This window comes from Bradyrhizobium diversitatis (assembly GCF_016031635.1).
GTDB lineage: Bacteria > Pseudomonadota > Alphaproteobacteria > Rhizobiales > Xanthobacteraceae > Bradyrhizobium > Bradyrhizobium diversitatis.
Window position 1 is genome coordinate 87,904 of the sequence record NZ_JACEGD010000019.1, and the last position, 17,728, is coordinate 105,631.

The window sequence follows — 17,728 nt, forward strand, 5'->3', positions numbered from 1 at the left end:
CGCACCCGCAAGTCTGCCAAATCAGATCCGACATCCGAGACTGAACCGGGCCTCGCTACCAACTCCCGCAGCGGGTGTGTGCACCGTCACGAGCGACCACAACCATACCGGGTATATCCTATATTTTAAACGACCATAGAAACGGCATCTGCAAACGTTCTGTGCAGGAAGTTTCACGAAGAGCGGATGACACTCCGTAGGATTGCGGACGCTGCACAACCCTTTGCCGACATCACGCACTGCAAGCGTGCAGCATCGTTCCCCTTCCCGACTGTCGCATGGATCCAATCGGCATATGCTGCGCATACATTCAGCAGTCAGATCGACAAAATTCTTGAAAGCGCCTTCCTCACGCCATCCTGCTCCGGCATCGCAGTCAACGTTCTGCTGCAACAGAGCGAGTCTGTTCCTGCACAAGGAACACGTTTCGCTCGCTATTTGTAGCTTTGGTTTTTATCTGAAATTCACACTCGCCAGAGAAGCTTGAACGCAAATCCCTGCGAGCAATTTGGTTCGCGCTGAAATCGAGTGTGCAATGCCTGATCAAACAATCCTCTCCGCCGGCGGCTTCATCAACTCCATCGGCGTCAATACACATGCCGGCTTCGGGTGGACCGGCTACAACAATCTCGCGCTGATGGTCGACAATCTGGAGTATCTCGGCGTCACCCATCTCCGCGACGCCATGGGAACCAGCCCGGCTGCGCAACCGGTGGTCGAGGGACTCGCCGCTGCCGGCTACAAGTTCGACTTCCTCGTATCGTCCGCCCTGCCCCAGATGGGCACGACCGGACTGCAGAAGTATATCGTGTCGCTCGAGAAATTCGTGGCGAGCCATCCGGGCAGCATCAGCGCCATCGAGGGTCTCAACGAGGCCAATCACCAGCCCTTCAGCTACAATGGCAGCTCCAGCCTGAGTGCCGCAGCCCAGTTCCAGAGCGCGCTTTATCAAGCGGTCAATGCCAACGCCGCCCTCGGCAGCATTCCCGTCTACAATCTGTCACTGGCCTACAACGATCCCCAGGGCTACAACCAGCTCGGCAACATGTCCGGCTCGGTCGACTATGCCAACGCCCACGCCTATGTCAGCACCAGCCTGACCCCCAGCAGCTCCATTGCGGCGACGCTGAGCGCCGTCATGACCGCAGCACCTAGAAAGCCCGTCGTCATCACCGAGACCGGCTATACCACGCAAGCCAACACCCAATATCTGGGCGTCAACGAGACCGTGCAGGCCAAATCGATCCTGAACACGCTGGTCGATGCCTACAAGGCCGGTGTCAGCGCGACCTATCTCTACGAGCTGTTCGACCGCGACTCGTCGGCCGCCAATACGAACCCGGAAGCGAACTTCGGACTGTTCAATTCCGACGGCACGCCGAAGCTCGCGGCGACGGCGATTCACAACCTGACGACCATTCTGGCCGACGACGGCAAGGGCGGCCTGCAGCCGACTGATCCATTGAACTACACCCTGAGCAACATGCCGGCCACAGGCAACAGCATGGTGCTCGGCAAGAGCAATGGCGCCTACGAGCTCGTCGTCTGGGCCGAGCCGAAGCTCTGGAACGACGCCACCGACACCGAGGTAACCAACAGCACCCAGACGGTCACGGTGAATCTCGGCGGCGTGCATCATACGGTGAAGGTCTACGACACGCTGACGGGAACCACGGCGATCGCCAGCTACACCGACGTCAGCTCGATCACGATTCCGGTCAGCGATCACCCGTTGATCATCGAGATCGACGCGCCTCCGACCACGCCGACTCCGCCTGACAGCCGGGCCAGCGTCACGGGCACGGCTGCCGAGATCGTGCCGCAACTGTCCGACCTGAGCGAGTCGACGGCGCTGCAAACCATCACGTTGACGGATTCGCACGTCCTGCCGGTCGCTTCGAAAGCGACGATGGACTACATCATTGCCCATTACGGCAGCGCGCTGTCCAAGATCCAGGGCGGCTACTCGTTCTCCGTGACGAATACCGCCGCGACCTGGACCAACACGAAGACTTACGACGCGAGCGGGAAGCTGCTGTCGAAGTCCGACACCGGCCTCAATTCGAGTGGACAGCCGACCTCGACCACCGTCGTCTACAGCGATGGTTCCCAGGACCTGATCAGCTACACCAATGGTGTGAAGACGAAATTCGTTCATGTCGGCACCGATGCGACCCGGACCACCGATACCTACAACACGGCCGGAACCCTTCTGAGCGAGATCGTGCAGAAGTCGGACGGCTATTACTCCACCACGCTCTACACGAACGGCGTGAAGACCGCCGCCTACGTCAAGAACGCCGATGGTTCGCAGGACAATTATTCCTACAACATCACCGGAAAGAGCTTTACCACACAGGTTCAGCACCTTGACGCGTCGGGGAAGGTCACCTCGGTCGTTCGCAGCCATGCCGACGGCTCGCTGGATTCGACCCAGGTCTACAAAAGCGACGGCAGCAGCGTGATCGCGTTGTACAGCGCCACGGGCGTCAAGCTGGTCGAGACCAGCTATCATGCCGACAAGAGCAAGGACGTCTGGACCTACAACATCAAGGGCCAGACCTATGCGACCGAGCACGACGTCTACGATGCGACCGGCTTCCTCACCACGCTGGTCCGCAGGCACGCCGACGGCAGCCTGGCCTTCAAGCTGATGCAGACCGCGGACGGCACCAAGACGACCAACTGGTACAATGCCTCCGGCAGCCTCACCAGCGAGGTGGTCCAAAAGGCCGACGGATTCACCTCGACGACCCTCTACAGCAATGGCGTGAAGACGAAGGCCTACATCAAGAACGCCGACGGTAGTCTTGACAATTATGCCTATGGCGTCACCGGCCAGAGCTACACCACGCTGATCCAGCACATCGATCCGTCCGGCAAGGTCACCGCGGTGACCCGCAAGCATGCCGACGGCACGCTCGACTATACGCAGGTCATCAATGCCGACGGAAGCAGCGTCATCACCAACTACGACGCTGCAGGCGTGCGAACCAAGCAGACCGACTATCACGCCGACGGCAGCAAGGACGTCTATCTCTTCGGCATCACCGGCCAGAACTACACGACCGAGCACGACATCTACGATGCGACCGGCTTCCTCACCACGCTGGTCCGCAGGCACGCCGACGGCAGCATGGCGTTCAAGCTGGTGCAGAGCAAGGACGGGATCAAGACGACGGACTGGTACGATGCCAAGGGCGTCCTCACCAGCGAGGTGATCACGAAGGCCGACGGTTACAGTTCGACAACGACCTATTCCAACGGCTTGAAAACTGCGGCCTACATCACCAATGCCGACCAGAGCCAAGACATTCACAAATACAACATCACCGGCCAGAGCTACACCACGCAGCACCAGCACATCGATCCGGCCGGCCGGACGACCGAGGTAACCCGTTGGCATGCCGACGGCTCGCTCGACTATACCGAGGTCGTCGGCAGCGATGGCAGCAGCGTGGTGACCAACTACGACGCCTCGGGCATCAAGAAGACGGAGACCGATTATCACGCCGACGGGTCGAGGGATGTCCATCTCTTCAACGTCGTCGGTCAGAACTACACGACGGAGCACGACACCTACGATTCCACCGGCTTCCTCACCCACATCGTGCGCACCCACGCCGACAACAGCCTGGCATTCACGTTGGTGCAGAGCGCTGACGGCACCAAGACCTCCGAGTGGTATGACGCGAAGGGTGTCATCACCAGCGAGGTGACGACCAAGAGCGATGGCTACAACTCCACGACCGTCTATACCGGCGGCGTGAAGACCGCGGCCTATATCAAGAACGCCGACGGCACGTCGGACAATTGGAACTACAACGTCACCGGGCAGTCCTATACGACCCAGCACCAGCACCTCGATGCCTCGGGCAAGCTGGTCGAGCTCACCCGGACCCATGCCGACGGCACGCTGGACTATACCCAGGTCATCCACGACGACGGCAGCAAGCTGACCGACATCTATAACAGCGCCGGCGTCAAGACTCAGGAGATCGCCAACAACGCCGACGGCTCGAGGGACGTGTTCCTGTTCAACTTCAACGGACAGGCCGGCACGACGCAGCACGAGAACTACAACACCGCCAATGCACTGCAGTTCATCGATCAGACCAAGACCGACGGCACCCATAACGTCACGGCCGTTGGGAGCGGCGTGACGATCCAGGGCGGAGCCGGCAACGACGTGTTCTCGGCCGCGCCGAATTCGACCACCATCGCCTACGATCACGGCCAGGACCAGATCCTCAACTTCCAGGCCGGCGACGGCACGACTCACGACGTGATCCAGATCTCGAAGCTGTTGGCGGCAGACTACAGTCACCTGCAGATGACGCAGTCCGGCACGAATGCGCTCATCACGTTCTCTGCTAACGATTCGATCCTGCTGAAGAACGTGTATGTCAGCAACCTGACGAGCCACGATTTCCTGTTCGTCTAGAATCGCGGCAGATTGGCATCCATCGAGACAGCGTGGGATGGGAGGAGCCCCTCTCCCACGCACAGCTGACAGCCAATGCCCTTTCAACAGGCAAGGATCGCCTTCGACCTACTCACCTGATACTTCCGGACCGACCCTGGCTCGTTCAGAGGCACATCAGCACTTCACATGATTGGCGCTGGTTGCGAACTTGCGTCACAATTGCTGTCTAGAAGAGACCTTCCTGCTGCAGGGATATCGACGCCGACATGGAAGTCCGCGAACCAAAGCGATTCGTTCTTCTCGACTTCTACCGGTTCATCGCCGCGCTAGGCGTCTTCATCTTTCATCTGAAGAACATCGACAAAGGCATCTCGCCGGTCTGGAACGGCTCTTACGGCCTGTTTGTCGACATGTTCTTCATCCTGTCCGGCTTCGTGATCTCCTATTCCTATCCCGCGACCTCGACAGGCCTGCGCACCTATGTGCGCTTCCTCGTCAGGCGGATCGCGCGAATCTACCCCTTGCATCTGCTCACATTATTGATATTCGCGGTCCTTGCTCTCGTGGGTATATCCGGGCCGACCTCGCACGCGAGCTGGCTGGACTTCCTTCACAACCTCCTCCTCGTCCAGGCGTGGGGCGTCACAGATCACCTCAGCTTCAACTCGCCGGCCTGGTCCATCAGCGCCGAGCTGTTCTGTTACGTTCTATTCCCACTGTTCATGCTGCTGGCCGGCAGGGTCTCGCCGCTGATGCTCGCGATCATCGTCGCGCTCTGTTACGGAATCCTCGCCCACGCTCACCTGCCGATCTGGCAGGAACGCTCGCAGATGTACGGAGCAACCTTCGATTTCGGGATGTTGCGGGCCCTTCCGAGCTTCCTGAACGGGATTCTCCTGACCGTCCTGTTCAGGCTCTCGAGCGACTATCGCAGGAAGCCCGTCGCATTCGCCGGAATAGCACTGTTCGCCGGCTCGGTCCTGATCCTCAACCTCTATGCCAAGCCCGACCTTGCAATCATAGTGTTCTCTCTCGCGATTCTCGTCACAGCCACCGGAGAAAGCGCCTTCGCCCGGTTTCCCGGCTCTGACTGGCTCGGCCGCCTCGGCAACACGTCATACGCGATCTACATGGTTCACGAAGTGCTGCTGATCCTGCTTTTCAAGCCAGCGTGGCACTATTTCGGACTTCAACCAAGCATGTTTCCAGTGTTTGCGTTGGTCTGCTGCATCATTCTGACAGTCGTCGCCGACGTGACGTATCACTATGTCGAGAATCCCGCTCGAAAATTGATCAACCGGCTTGCGCCGGGCGATGCAAGGTCGGCCCGCATCCCGAAGGCCGAGCCGCTCGATCTTTCGAAGACCCGGCAAGCGGCCAACGCGAGCTAGGTGTCTGCAGGGCGGATCTTGCAGCTAGGTTCTCGACGATCGCCGCACACGGCCCAGGATTTCCTGGCATATCCGCACCACGGCCGGCCGGGCGATCGCGACAACAACGACGAGATATACCGAAGAACCGAGCAGCACGAGCGCCGCGAGACGCAGCCATGGCGACGTGGCCGGCATCGCAACGGAGGCACCAGCCACCGCGCATGCCATCACCGCGGAGCCCGCAAGTGCGGGCATCAGCGCCGCGGCATAGGGCCTGATACCGAGTGACAGGATCCGCATCGAGGCTCCGGCGGATAGCGGATACAGCAACAAGGCGCGAGCGACGTAGCCGACAGCAATCGCGATAAGGCCAAACGGCGCAGCGAGGATGAAGATTGCTATGTTCGAAACCGCGTAGATCAGCGTCAGCCAGGTTTGCCAATGCGGTTTGCCGAACGCCAGGATAACGGAGTGATTGTAGAGGCCAATCGTGGTCAGGAATCCGGTGACCGACATGATCGCGAGCAGAGGCGCGGCCTCGCTCCACTTGGACCCGAAGAAAGCAGTGATCAGATCCGGCGCCAGAACCGCTATGCCGGCGAAGATCGGAGCCGTCAGCAGCGACGTGTACATGACGAAGGCAACCAGCGTCGAACGCGATGCTTCACGGTCATGCTGGAGGCCAGCGATGGTCGCAAAGAACACCCGGTTCAACGCATTCCCAATCACGGTACTCACGGCATTGACCAGGCGCTTGGCCAGGCTGTACAAGCCCGCGCCGGCGGCGCCGGTATACCAGGTAACGAAAATCAGATCGGAATTGGCATTGGCGAAGTTCGTGATTCCCGTCAGCGCCACGTAGCGCGCATAGCTCAGGAGTTCGATCACTGCCTGCCGGCTGACCCTGAGCCGAGGGCGCCAGGGCGTCAGGATCCAAAGGCTGACCAGCGAGATCAACGACGTCGAAACGAGCTGTCCGACCAGCGCAACGACCCCGTACCCCTGGATCGCCAGCCCGATCCCAACCGCCCCGCCAACCGAGATTGAAGAAAGCGAGCGGATGGCGAGGGATCGAAACAGTTGATTGCGCATCAACCAGGCTTCGTGCGTCCGTGACAGGCCCTGTACGGCCACCACGATGCAGAACCCCTTGAGAACGATGGCAATGTCCGAAAGACCCGAGAATCGTTCGATTGCGCCGCTCGAGGCGAACAGTGCGAGCGCTGCAAACAAGGAGAGGCCCGCGATGAGCCAGAACGAGGCAGTGTAATCCTCGTCCTTCGGCTCGGCACGCGCTTGGACCGCTATCGCGATGCTCTCGATCAGGACTGCCCGGCAGAATTCGAGCGCCAGCGCCCCCGTTGCCACGATGCCGAGAATCTGCGGCGACAGCAGCCGCGCCATGATCATGTAGATCGCGAGCGTGAGAGCCTGCCCGACTGCGGAATCGAGTGCGGACCAAATGACGCCCGAAACGATCGAGCGCGGCTTGATATTCTCGTGGCGCAATTGGAGGCCTGTCACAATTTCCGGTTAGGCCGACTTTCGTCGTTGAGCCATTGGCTGCAATGGTCCAATAGTCGCCTTGTTTACGAGGACACTACGGCAAGAAAGCAGCTACAATCCGAGGCAGCATGAATTTTCGGACCAATCTACGACGGTTGATGAACGAGGTCGGTTGCGACTTTATTCATCAGCTGCCGTATCCGCACGTGGACTTGTTCTTCTGGCGTCCCGACGACGGAACGATAAATTTCGGTGACTATCTTTCGGTCGTCGTCGTTGACCATCTCTTGCGGCATTTCGGCTATACGCTCGCCGACGAGGTGCCGCGGCAAACGCGCTTGTTCGCGATCGGCTCCGTGCTCCATTACGCGCGAAATGACGATGTGATCTGGGGCAGCGGCGTGAACGGACGCCCCGGCCAGGATGACCTCAATCGCCGCGTGCAGAACCTGGACGTGCGAGCGGTGCGCGGCCCTCGTACACAGGAGATTTTGCGGCGCCGGGGCATCGCGGTACCCGAAGTGTTCGGGGACCCTGCGTTGCTGCTCCCTCAGCTGTTTCCGAATCGCTTTCGCCCCACCGCCAAGAAGCCGTGGGTGTTTGTTCCGAATTTGCACGATTTGAGTCTTATCGACCGTGGCGCCGATACGGTGGTCTCACCGCTGGGATCATGGAACCGACGAATTGACGCCATTCTCGAAGCGGAGCTGGTTCTGGCAAGCTCGCTCCACGGCATCATTGTCGCCGAGGCATTCGGGATACCGGCTCGCTACGTGCGTCTGAGCAGCGGAGAATCCGAGTTCAAGTATCGTGACTATTACGAAGGCACCGGCCGGTTTGCCGTCGAGTTTGCCTCGAGCATTGACGAAGGTCGTGAAATGGGTGGGGCTGAGCGCCTCAACTTCGATCATCGTGCCCTGATGAGTGCATTCCCGATCGACCTCTGGAGCGGAAACAGCTGACATGGCCAAGCGCCTCCGCGTCGCCATCTACGCACCGCATTTTGCGGAATATTCCTATCGTCTCGCGTCGGGATTGGCTCGCCATTGCGACGTCCGGCTGGCGCTCAACCGCAAAGACGCGAACCAGCAATGGGAACTGGCCGATATCGCCGTGACCGCTCCATTCGAGACGAGAGTTCGCGACCTGAGCCTGCGCCGCGGCGGCGCGATCGGCATCCCGGCCTCCTTCCTGGACATAATTTCCTTTCGTCCCGACGTGATTCATTGTCACGAAGTTCCGGAGATCTACACGTCCAGGCTGATCCAGCTAATTCGTCCGCTCGGCATTCCGCTGGTGTTGACCGTTCACGATGCGATCCCGCATTCGGAAGGCGGCTCCGGTACGTCGCCGCGTGAAGATTCATGGCGGGGTCGCATGCGGGCAGCAGCATCCGTCGTCACCACGCATGGTGAGAGCTGCATCGCCGATTTTCGCCGCGCCTCGCCCGACTTCAAAGGCGAAACCGTCTCCAGCATGCACGGCGTGCTCATGGTTCCACCGGCCGGGAGTGCGGTCACCGCGCCTGAAGCTGCACGCATCCTGTTTTTTGGGCGGATGTGGGCTTACAAAGGTCTCGACGTTTTCATCGATGCGCTCGACATGTTGGCCAGGCGCGGTGTGGCCCATGAAGCGATCGTCGCCGGCCGCGGCCCCGAGATGACACGGCTCGGCGCGCGGATGGAGGCAATGCCGACGGTCAAGACCATCAACGCCTACATCTCGCCTGCCGATACCGGGCGACTGTTTCAATCCGCGACCGTTGTCGCCCTGCCCTACAAGGATGCAACGCAGAGCGGCGTGCTTGCATCTGCCTATGGCAACTCCCGGCCCGTCGTTGCCAGCGCGACCGGCGGCATTCCCGACGTCGTGACCGATGACGTCAACGGGCTGCTGGTCCCGCCCGGCGATGCCACGGCACTGGCCGACGCGCTCGAACGCGTGCTGACCTCCAAGCCTCTGGCCGAGACATTGACCGAAGGCGCACGGCAAACCGCGGCCGGCCTCCTCAACTGGGATCGCATCGCTGAAGGTCTGCTGGGGTCCTATCACAAGCTCGCCGGTCGCACCGTGAGCTGAGCGGCATGATCCGGAAAAGTACGCAGCGGTTTTCCGAAAAGCTCATGCTCAAACGACAATCCAAAGCGCGATGACGATTCATCCTTATCGCATCGCGCTTCAGCGGCGCCCTCAAACCGATTGCTCGATCTGCGGCCGGGAGAACATGCTGCGGATCGCGCCGTCCAGCAATCGCCTTAGCCTGACCTCGATCAGCTCATAGCTGATCGCGCTTGCAACCAGCGACACCACCAGCCCAAGCCCGATGAAGGCGGTCCACAGCAGCCAGCGGTCGACGCCGGCGGCGACCAGCTTCAGGCCGATCACCTGCAGGGGGAACAGCACGAAGGGGTGCACCAGATAGAGGCTGTAGCTGATCTTGCCGACATATTGCAGCGCCGGTAGGCTCAGAGCCCTGCCGAGGCCCGAGTCCGGAGCGAGCACCATGCCAAACAGCAGAAATCCCGGAATGAGCCCGACGAAGGGGTGAAACAGCACCAGGCTCGCATACAGCGCAGCTCCGCAAGCAAGGCCCGCGAGCAAGCCGATGCGTCCCGGAATCGAGATGCGGAATCCCGTGGCGCTGAACAGCATGCCGATGCAGAAGAAGGCGGTGATCGGCCAGTGCATCAGGCAGGCGATGCCAAGCAGGACCAGGGGCGCCGCCAGCAATCTGCCACCGGTGCGCCACACCGAGAACGTCAGCGCAAACCAGATGTAGAACGCCCACTCGTATGTCAATGTCCAGGCGTTCTGCTGGGCGATGGGCAGGCCGAGCGCGTCCTGCACGAAGAACAGATTGGCCGCAAAGATCGCGAGGTAGCTGCTCAGATCGATGCCGCGGAAGAACTTGTAGGCCACGATCGGACCGATCGCGAACAGCGCAAGATGCAGCACGACGAACACCGGCATGATGCGCAGGACGCGGTCGAAGAAGAACCGTGACAGCGACCCGTGCCGCACCAGGCTCGCCGGGATCAGGAATCCGCTGATCATGAAGAATAGTTCGACGCCGTGCCCGCCGACATTGATCACCGATTGCAGCCAGGGCCAGAGCGGCGGCAGGAAGCCGGGATCCGGGATGTCGTACATGCCCCCCTTCGGCATGTCGTAGAAATGATCCATCAGCACGCTCAGCGCAGCGATCGCGCGAAGGCCCTGGACCGACGGAACGAACGATCCGTCATAGGCAGTGCCCGGCTGGTGGGGTGTTTTGATCACTCTGCGGCACCCTGGGTGCTGAGGGCCGGCTCGAGAATGACAGGTTTTCTCCGCGCCGAGCGGAACCTCTGCCCGAAGGAAATGCTGGGCTTCTCGATGAAGGCAAATGTCATCCAGCTGACCAGGATCGACAACGCAAGGATCACGGCCAGGAAGATCGACCATCCCAGCGGCCCGTCGCCGAACCAGAACAGGCGGTGGACGACCACGATCACGAACGGCGACATCAGGTAGACCGAATAGCTGATCACACCGACGAACGCCATCGGACGCCACGCCATTCGCTCGCCGAACACGGCAAAGGCGATGAAGACCAGCGCCGCGCAGACATAGGCCGATCCGATCGAATAGCTGTAGAAGAAATTCTCGTGATAGACGCCTCCGAAACGCCGATCGGACAGGGCGGCGGCGAAGATCGCATACAGCAGCGTGCAGACGGCCACATGGGTCCATCGCAGCTTGCCGCCAATGACGGTGTCGCGGATGATCTTGCCCAGGAACATCGCCGACAGGTTCAACCCGACCTCCATCACGGAGGATACGGTTCTGTTCTCGATCAGAAGCGCAGCGGTCGTTCCGACCAGCGCGGCCGCGACGACGATCGTCACCGCCGTGAAGCGCTGGTTCAACAGTCCCATCGCAAAGAGGATCGTGCATCCGACGTAGAACAAGAGCTCGATCGCCAGCGTCCAGTAGAACACCCAGAGGTTCGGGACGTTCACGAAGGTCTGTAGCATCGTCACGTTGGCGGCGACCTGCCCCAGCGGATAGACTTTCGAATTGAGCAGCTGCATCGTCACGAGCCCGACGACGAGCGAGGTCCAGTAGGCCGGATAGAGCCGGAAGAAGCGGCTGATCGTAAAGTCCCGCACGGGCGTGGCGCTGTCCGGAAAGCTGAACGGAATGACGAAGCCGCTGACGAAGAAGAAGAGGACGACGCCGAACCGGCCGAAGTTCATGTAGTAGCCGAACACGTCATGGATGGGCCGGTAAAAGGCGCCCGTCGGGTGCTGCTCGACGATCACCTCGAATACGTGCTGGACAAGGACCGACAGCACGGCGATGCCGCGCAGCGTGTCGATGAATGCGAGCCGTCTATGCATCGTTCGTTCTCACCTGCTTCCGCTCGCCGCCGGTAGATCCGGACCGAAGCCATCCAATGGTCGTATCGGCGGCCGCATGACGATCGGCACGGCGTCGGCCCCGCGTGCGGAGGTGGCACGCCGCGAGAACACTTCGCTGAAACTCAATGCGATGATCAGTAGGCCGGAGGCTGGGCCGTAATTCAGGACCGTGATCGTGAACAGGTTGACGACGAAGAGAAGCGTCAGCTTGTACACGTCGGTCGCACCGAACGTTGCCCGAAACACCATCACCATGAACGCGACGAAGGGAAGACCGAACATCAGGTACGTCCCGATGTAGAAATTGTCGACCGGCACCCAGTAGGGCGAAAGCGGCGAGAACAGCTTCTGCGGATAGTTGAAGCAGCCCGCGCCGCAACCCGTCACGAGGCCTATCGGCATGAGCTGGCTCATATAGACGAAGGGCAACTGCCAGCTGTTGTTGATGCGATCGAGAATGCTGAACAAGGTCGAGTGCGGCACGGCGGCGGTGCCGGAGGCGACCACGATCATGAAGAACGGCACGAAGATCGCGACGAAGGACCACTGTGCAATGGACCGGATCGCGGGGAAGCGCGATCTTTCCGGCAACATCCGCACGAACACCAGCAAGAGCAAATAGAGCACGAGGACGATCATGGTCGTCTTGCTCGTGGTCAGCTTGGTGGCATAGATCGCGATGGAGCCGAACAGGAGGCACCACGTCGTGCTCATGCGAATGGAGGTGATCGCGAACGACACCAGGATGAAGAAGGCCGCCATGGTATTGTCGGCTGCAAAGCCCATGAGGCGCTGGTCGTCGCCGCCATAGGCCCACCACAACCGGCCGGCCTCGCGTACGGCGCCGAAGGCCTCGTATTTGTAGCCCACCCAAGGCATCAGGTAGAACTTCGTCAGGAAAACGCCGATCACGGACAGGTAGAAAGTCACAGCGATGACCGACAGCAGCTTTCGGTATGAGCCCAGGCTCGAATCGCAGAAGCAGAATCCGACGAAGACCGGCAGCATCATCTTGAACGATGAGATCGCTGCGTTCATCGTCCCCATCATGAAGTAGCCCAGCACGAGCGACAGCATGATCTGCACGAGCACCAGCAGAGCCAGCGTGCTGCGACTGCGCAGGACACAATGGACGAAGAACTGGGCGAGGCACAGGAGCGCAACGCCGTCGGGCACATACCACAGCGCATCCATGTGATAGATGCTGGTATAGTAGCGCATCACGCCGCCGAAGGCGTCGCGGACCAGATAGGCGCCGAGCGCGATCGCCTCGATGTTGAGGCTGATCAGCGTGATTTTCGGCCGGTTCAGCGCGAGGATGGTCATGTCCGGCTCAGTTCGTCGGCCGCGCCGATGGCGCCGGTGAGGCGGAGAAATCGGTCCGGCTCCCGAGAGCGTTCCGCATCCACTTGCCGCCGGGAATCTCGACGTAGCGATAAGTGAAGTGCGAAACCACGAGCACCGCGGCCAGCGAGACGACCAGGTTCAGCGTGGCCGGCAGGCCCGCCCAGACCGAATCCAGCGCAGCGATCCGCCCGGCTCCCACGGCCCGTACGAAATATTCGGCCAGCAGCACCACGAGCGCGTGCACCATATAGATGGAGTAGGAACGGCGACCGAGCCAGACCAGCGGCTTGGCCACCAGCATCCGCGGCACCAGCAGCGCATCCGGAAAGGCCAGCAGACTGCCAAGGAAGACCGCGAACGTCACCGGCGCGAGGAAAGTTGCCGCAGGATTGGTCTCCGCCAGGGACACCAGGACGATGCTGGCGATCATGGCGACGAATTGCAGCATGCCCTGCACGGCAGGACCCGGCTTCGCCGGCAGGCGATCGACGATCCTGACCGTCAGCACGCCCAGGAAGAAGCTCACGAAGCAGCGCAGGATCCCGAAATCGGTCTGAAGCCCGAGGCTCCTCTTGTCGAGCACGAAGATGATGAAGACCAGGCTGCCGACGGCAAGCGCCCCGCACAGGACGTAGAACCACAACAAGGAACGCATGCGCTGGGCCAGCAGTACGATCAGACCGAACACCAGATAGGTATAGAACTCGACGCTGATGCTCCAACTCGGCGCGTTCCAGCTGAGATAGTCGATGAACCCCATGGAGTGCAGCAGCAGGACGTTGAGAACGAAGGAATAGGCGTTGTTCACCTCGAAGGCCGCCGGCGCGGCCACCACGACGCCGGCCATGACCAGGCTGATGCGCAGGAGGCGAAACAACAGATTTGCCAACAGCATGACGATGTGCAGCGGATAGACCCTCGCCAGGCGCCGCACCATGAATTCGCGCAACGAGAAGCGCCCGAAGTCGCTCTCGACATAGCTGAGCGACATAACGATCCCGCTGAGAACAAAGAACAAATCGACCAACAGCCAAGCGCTCCTGAAGAACGAGCAGTTGATCCACGCATTGTGCGGGAACGCCGCGAGGAAAGTCGGCATCAGCAGCAGGTGGTGAATCACCACCGAAGTCGCGGCGATCCCCCGAATGCTGTCGAGCGGCAGGACATGCGTCTTCTCACGATGAACCGACTCCGTCACATCAACATTCCATAGCTATTGCACCGCAGCAGTGTGTATCAGGTCTCGCGCATGTTCAATCTTCGCGATCGCGGACTCGCGCTCGATGCATGACGATCGACGATAGTTTCAATGCTCGCAGATCATTCCGACATGCGAGCGCCAACTTCACGCCACTTTTTGTTCGAGGGCGCGCATGCTTCGGGCGCAAATTTCATGAGCCGTGATGATTGCGAGTATTTGCGTGGAAAGTGTGCGCGAAATTCGGCGCTGTTGCGGTGGGGCGCAGCGACATTGATCCCGGATCTCTTCGCATGCAGATGTCGCATATGTCGCGCGGACATTTTTCGGCAGGAAGGGAACAATGTCCGCGTATGGCGCTTGTGTCCGTTTTGCGACGCGTGCTTGCGGCGCTTTGACGGGCGAACGCCTCATTTGTTTTCAGGTTGCAACATTCCTGGGCGCAAGCATGCCGATCTCGCAGGCATTGCATCTCCCGCTCTTGCAACCGATCGGAAGCAGCTAACGCATTCGTTGTGGGCGATCGGTGTATCGAGCTTTTGCGCCGCACAAAAATTGACACAGTTGACTGGCAAGTTTCGCGTGTTCTCCTACTGCAACAGGGACGACGAAGGGACACGGATGGGCTGCGGAGCGACACGTCGTCACATGAAGCCGCGATGGCTCCCGATCGCCTTCGCGGGCTCTGCCCTGATTCTCATCAGCGTCGATGCTTGCCATGCGCAGTGCGTCGAATTCTCGGACCGCGCCTCGCAGCTCGAACTCGACACCTTCGTCAAGTCGCCCTCCTCGCTGCTGGAGCGGCTGCGCAATGACAAGGAGAAGTTGCGATTTCGGCTCTCCACCTATATCGCGACGGATCCATCAGTGTTGCCGTCCGTGCAGACGCTCATCTCCGCATCGGCTTCAGCCGATCGGACAGGCATCGGCGCCGCGCTGCGGATAGCCGAAGGGCGGTGCACGTCGACGAAGCCTGACGCGGCGCGCAAGATCAGGGATTTTGCACAGCGGATCGGAGATCTCAACGTGCAAGCAGGCTATTCCGCAGCGGGAGAGGACAACTCCGGCGCCCAGCAGGCCCAATCGCAAGGCAAGGGACTTGCACAGCCGCGCCGAGGCGGAGCCCTTCTCGAGGGCGAATGGAAGACCAAGCTGGCCGACCCGTTCAAACCCGTCCCCCTTCCGAATTGATCAGCGACCGTCAAAGGCAGCGAATTCACAGATGTATCAGCCTAGAGAGCACTTTCAGTCGGGCCACCGTTTCGGTATCGAGTTCGGCGGAGCGGTCCTCAGCTTCGAGCGCGTGACCGATGTGCTGCGCCGCCAGTGGCCGATCATTGCGGCGTGCGTCGGAGCTTCGCTGGCCCTGGTGATCGTGTACCTGGCCACGGCGCAACCCATGTATACGGCGAATGCCCGCATCATGATGGATACGCGTCAGGCGCAGGTGCTGGACAAGGACAGCAACACCAGCAGCGCTCTGATCGATACCGGCTATGTCGACAGCCAGGTCGAAATCATCAACTCGGACGACCTGATTCTGTCCGTTGTCCGTCGCCTGAAGCTGACGGAGGATCCGGAGTTCAATGGTTCGAGTCCGGGCCTCCTCTCCCTCATCATCGGCAAGGTCACGTCGCTATTCGGCTCCCGCGAGCCCGCGTCCCAGGAACGAATCGAACATGCCGTGGTCGAGCAGATTCAGAAGAACCTGCGAACGGAGCGCGTCCTCGCCACATATGTCCTGTCGCTGAGCTATCGCTCGCGGAGCCCCGACAAGGCCGCCAAGATCGCCAACGCCGTCGCCAATGCCTACCTTGTCGGCGCCCTCGAAGCCAAATATCAATCCACAAAGCGGGCAACCGAGTGGCTTCAGCAGCGCAGCCTCGAGCTGAGCGAGCAGGCGACGGCCAGCGACCGCGCCGTGCAGACCTTCAAGGCCGAGCACAACATCGTCGGTACCAGCCGCGGCCTGATGTCCGAGCAGCAATTGTCGGACCTGAACACGCAGCTGGTTCAGGCGCGGGCTGCGACCGCCGAGGCCAAGGCCCGGCTCGACCGGATCGACGCAATCTCCGATCAGGATCTCGCCCAGCCGACGGTGACGGACGCTCTCAACAACTCGGTCATTACCCGTCTCCGCGCCCAATATCTCGACCTCCAGGCCCAATATTCCGACTGGTCCAGGCGCTACGGCAAGCAACATCTTGCGGCGGTCAATTTGGCCAACAAGATGGAGGAGCTGCGCAAGAATATCGCCGATGAGCTGCGTCGGATCGGCGACGCTTATCGCAGCGACTACGAGATCGCAAAGAGCCGCGAGGCGTCGCTCGAAAAGAACGTGAAGGAGCTCGTTGCCCAGGCGGGCCACACCGGCCAGGCCGAAGTCAAGCTGCGCGATCTCGAAAGCGCCGCCGACACCTATCGCAATCTCTACAACAACTTCCTCGAGAAGCTGCAGAGCGCGACGCAGAACCAGAGCTTCCCGCTCAGCGAGGCGCGTCTCATCAGCACCGCCGCCAAGCCGGATCGCAAGAGTTCGCCGCGCACGGTCCTGGCGCTGGTGGGAGGCCTGGTGGGCGGTCTCTTTCTCGGCTTCGGCGTCGCTTTTGCGCGGGAGCTGCTGAGCGACGTGCTGCGGACCCCCGGCGAGGTCGAGGACGAGCTCGGCGTGAAATGTCTCGGCGTCCTGCCCGATATTCGGTCGTCCACGAAGGCCGGCCCATCCGATCTGTCCCGCTACGTCGTTGACCACCCATTCTCGCGGTTTGCCGAGACGCTGCGCAACATCAAGGTGTCGATCGACGTTGCCCGCCTGACCCGCGAGATCAAGGTGATCGGCATCGTCTCTTCCCTTCCCAAGGAAGGAAAAACGACTGTCGCCGCCAATTTCGCGCAGTTGGTCGCCCTGACGGGGCACCGCACGGTTCTGATCGACGGCGATCTGCACACGCGCTCGCTGACGCGAGAGCTCGCGCCCAATGCCAAGAGCGGACTGGTGGAGGCCCTGAACGATCCCGCGAGCCTCGGCTACCACGTGCAGCGGAGCAAGGAAACGGGACTGGATTTCCTCCCCTCCGTCGTAGCTTCCCGCATGGTGAATTCGGCCGACGTCATCGGATCGAAGGCGATGGCCGAACTGCTCAAGGTGCTGAGAGACCACTATGAGTACATCGTGATCGATCTTGCCCCGGTGATGCCGGTGGCGGATTCGAAGGCCGTGAGCTTCCTGATCGATGCCATGGTCTACGTCATCGAATGGGGGCAGACGACACGAAGCGCTCTTCAGGAGTCGGTTTCCGGCTCGGAAGTCCTTCAGAAGAAACTGCTCGGCGCCGTGCTCAACCGCGCCAACCCGAAGATGCTCAAGCGCATCGAGGCCTACAAGGGCAAGCACCACAACAGCTATTACGTCGAGCATGCCTGAAGCGCAGGCGCGGCGACTGGCTTTAGGTTGAATTGATTGCCGCGGGTCGGT

12 protein-coding genes are annotated in these 17,728 nt (G+C 60.7%); 7 read left to right on the forward strand and 5 right to left on the reverse strand.

The annotated features are described in order from the left end of the window. The first annotated feature begins 186 nt into the window (after window positions 1-186). The 3 genes from H1B27_RS21330 to H1B27_RS21340 all read left to right on the forward strand — a co-directional run bounded on the left by H1B27_RS21330 (window position 187) and on the right by H1B27_RS21340 (window position 5,817). A complete protein-coding gene (locus H1B27_RS21330) occupies window positions 187-444 on the forward strand; it encodes a hypothetical protein (RefSeq protein WP_197967415.1) in 258 nt (85 codons plus the stop codon). A gap of 91 nt (window positions 445-535) precedes the next feature. Further along, window positions 536-4,444 carry an RHS repeat protein gene (locus H1B27_RS21335; RefSeq protein WP_197967416.1) on the forward strand — a complete coding sequence of 1,303 codons (3,909 nt, stop codon included), beginning with the start codon at window positions 536-538 and terminating at the stop codon, window positions 4,442-4,444. A 248-nt stretch (window positions 4,445-4,692) separates the two neighbouring features. Further along, on the forward strand, window positions 4,693-5,817 hold the full coding sequence (locus H1B27_RS21340) for an acyltransferase family protein (RefSeq protein WP_197967417.1): 1,125 nt from the start codon (window positions 4,693-4,695) through the stop codon (window positions 5,815-5,817). A gap of 24 nt (window positions 5,818-5,841) precedes the next feature. Here the strand turns inward: H1B27_RS21340 and H1B27_RS21345 are convergent, their stop codons facing one another. Continuing rightward, window positions 5,842-7,323, reverse strand: coding sequence for a lipopolysaccharide biosynthesis protein (locus H1B27_RS21345; RefSeq protein WP_311976967.1), 1,482 nt, complete (start codon window positions 7,321-7,323; stop codon window positions 5,842-5,844). Window positions 7,324-7,463: 140 nt separating this feature from the next. On the opposite strand from H1B27_RS21345, the gene H1B27_RS21350 reads away from it, so the two are divergent. Together H1B27_RS21350 and H1B27_RS21355 are read left to right on the forward strand one after the other, a co-directional pair. Continuing rightward, entirely contained in the window at window positions 7,464-8,267 is an 804-nt protein-coding gene (locus tag H1B27_RS21350; protein WP_061878627.1) for a polysaccharide pyruvyl transferase family protein, read from the forward strand. A gap of 1 nt (window position 8,268) precedes the next feature. Beyond that, the gene (locus H1B27_RS21355; RefSeq protein ID WP_061878628.1) at window positions 8,269-9,384 is read left to right on the forward strand and encodes a glycosyltransferase family 4 protein; all 1,116 of its coding nucleotides are present in this window, start codon (window positions 8,269-8,271) and stop codon (window positions 9,382-9,384) included. Window positions 9,385-9,495: 111 nt separating this feature from the next. Here H1B27_RS21355 and H1B27_RS21360 read toward each other — a convergent pair whose 3' ends face one another. The 4 genes from H1B27_RS21360 to H1B27_RS21375 are packed head-to-tail and all read right to left on the reverse strand — an operon-like array spanning window position 9,496 to window position 14,253. Further along, a complete protein-coding gene (locus H1B27_RS21360) occupies window positions 9,496-10,584 on the reverse strand; it encodes an acyltransferase family protein (RefSeq protein WP_061878629.1) in 1,089 nt (362 codons plus the stop codon). After that, the gene (locus H1B27_RS21365; protein WP_197967419.1) at window positions 10,581-11,687 is read right to left on the reverse strand and encodes an acyltransferase family protein; all 1,107 of its coding nucleotides are present in this window, start codon (window positions 11,685-11,687) and stop codon (window positions 10,581-10,583) included. Before H1B27_RS21365 ends, H1B27_RS21360 begins: the two co-directional genes overlap by 4 nt. Window positions 11,688-11,696: 9 nt before the next feature. Then, window positions 11,697-13,034, reverse strand: coding sequence for a hypothetical protein (locus tag H1B27_RS21370; protein WP_061878631.1), 1,338 nt, complete (start codon window positions 13,032-13,034; stop codon window positions 11,697-11,699). 7 nt (window positions 13,035-13,041) lie between these two features. Then, window positions 13,042-14,253, reverse strand: coding sequence for an acyltransferase family protein (locus tag H1B27_RS21375; RefSeq protein WP_197967420.1), 1,212 nt, complete (start codon window positions 14,251-14,253; stop codon window positions 13,042-13,044). A gap of 111 nt (window positions 14,254-14,364) precedes the next feature. Between H1B27_RS21375 and H1B27_RS40250 the strand changes: the two genes are divergently transcribed. Further along, on the forward strand, window positions 14,365-15,444 hold the full coding sequence (locus tag H1B27_RS40250; RefSeq protein ID WP_246515576.1) for a hypothetical protein: 1,080 nt from the start codon (window positions 14,365-14,367) through the stop codon (window positions 15,442-15,444). Window positions 15,445-15,475: 31 nt separating this feature from the next. Further along, entirely contained in the window at window positions 15,476-17,677 is a 2,202-nt protein-coding gene (locus tag H1B27_RS21385) for a Wzz/FepE/Etk N-terminal domain-containing protein (protein WP_197967421.1), read from the forward strand. Window positions 17,678-17,728: the final 51 nt, after the last annotated feature.